Genomic DNA, 1,605 nt, shown 5'->3' with positions numbered 1-1,605 from the left:
TTCGTTGATCTGTTATGGCGGTCACGGATGAGGTGCGGTCGATGTTGGCGGCGAAGTTCGAGGTGATCTTGCCGCATCTGAATGAGCGGCAGCAGCGGTTGTTACTGGGTGCTGAGGCTCGGGTGCTGGGTCATGGCGGGATCCGGGCGGTGGCGCAGGCAGCCGGTGCTCGTGAAGCGACCGTGGCGCTGGGCGCCGACGAGATTGAGGCGGGAGCGCCGGTGCTCGATCGGGTCCGGCAGGCTGGTGGAGGCCGTAAACGGGTCATCGAGCAGGACCCGACGTTGCTGCCGGCACTGCTTGCCCTGGTCGAGCCGGACCAGCGCGGCGATCCGATGTCAGCGTTACGGTGGACGACCAGGTCGCTGCGGCATCTTGCCGGTGAACTGACTCGGCAAGGTCACCGGGTCAGTCACGACACTGTCGGTGATCTCCTGCGTCGGCTGGGATTTAGTCTGCAGGCCAACGCCAAAACCCTGGAAGGCAAACGACATCCCGACCGTGACGCGCAGTTCCGTTACATCAACGAGCAGGCCCTCGAGCACCTGAGCGCGGGTGACCCGGTGGTCAGCGTGGACACGAAGAAGAAAGAACTGGTCGGTGATTACGGCAACAAAGGCCACGAGTGGTCACCGGCGGGTGAGCCGGTCCACGTGCTCAGCCACGACTTCCCGCACCCGGGGTCGAACAAGGCCATCCCTTACGGCGTCTACGACCTGGCCGCGAACACCGGCTGGGTCAGTATCGGCACCGACCATGACACCGCCGCGTTCGCCGTCGCCACGCTACGGCGCTGGTGGGACAGCTACGGCCGGCAACGCTACCCGGACACCAGCCGGCTGCTGATCACCGCCGACGCCGGCGGCTCCAACAGCACCCGCGCCCGCGCCTGGAAAGCCGAACTCGCCGCGTTCGCCGCCGACACCGGACTGGCCGTGACCGTCTGCCACTTCCCACCCGGCACCAGCAAATGGAACAAGATCGAGCACCGCCTGTTCTCCCACATCTCCATGAACTGGCGCGGACGGCCCCTGACCAGCCACGACGTCATCATCAACACGATCGCAGCGACGACCACAACAACCGGCTTGAGCGTGCACGCCGAACTCGACCCCGGCCTCTACCCCGTCGGGAAAACCATCACCGACGCCACCATGGCCGCTCTGCCCCTGGACCGCCACGACTGGAACGGCGACTGGAACTACACCCTGCGCCCGGAACCAGCCACACCCCCACCCACCAGCCCACCAGCCCCGCCGCTGGCACACCTGACCCCGTTGATCCACCCAGCGATCACCGGCATGCCCGACCCCGCATGGCATGACCTGATCACCCGGCTGACCATTCCCTACCAGGCCCACCACGAACAATTCCTGCACAACTACCGCGGCCACCACCGGACCCGCGGCGGCGGCCGCCCCCTGCGGGTCACCCTCACCCACCAAGTCCTGGCCACCCTGCTACACCACCGCTACCAGACACCACGCCAGGTCATCGCCGATCTGTTCGGCGTCTCACTGACCACCATCAACATCGCCGTCCGGCACACCCGCAACATCCTCACAAAAACCCGGCAAACCATCACACCCGCCGATATCCGCCTCA

Annotated in this window: 1 protein-coding gene; it reads left to right on the top strand. The window is 66.0% G+C overall.

Going from position 1 to position 1,605, the window contains the following annotated elements; genetic code table 11:
• Positions 1–14 precede the first annotated feature (14 nt).
• Positions 15–1,605: ISAzo13 family transposase (locus ADL15_RS13255; protein WP_067689157.1), on the top strand; the 1,591-nt coding region annotated here is incomplete at its 3' end.

Origin of the sequence: Actinoplanes awajinensis subsp. mycoplanecinus (assembly GCF_001509495.1) — a bacterium.
Taxonomy (GTDB): domain Bacteria; phylum Actinomycetota; class Actinomycetes; order Mycobacteriales; family Micromonosporaceae; genus Actinoplanes; species Actinoplanes palleronii.
This window is presented reverse-complemented; position numbering and strand designations above follow the sequence as displayed.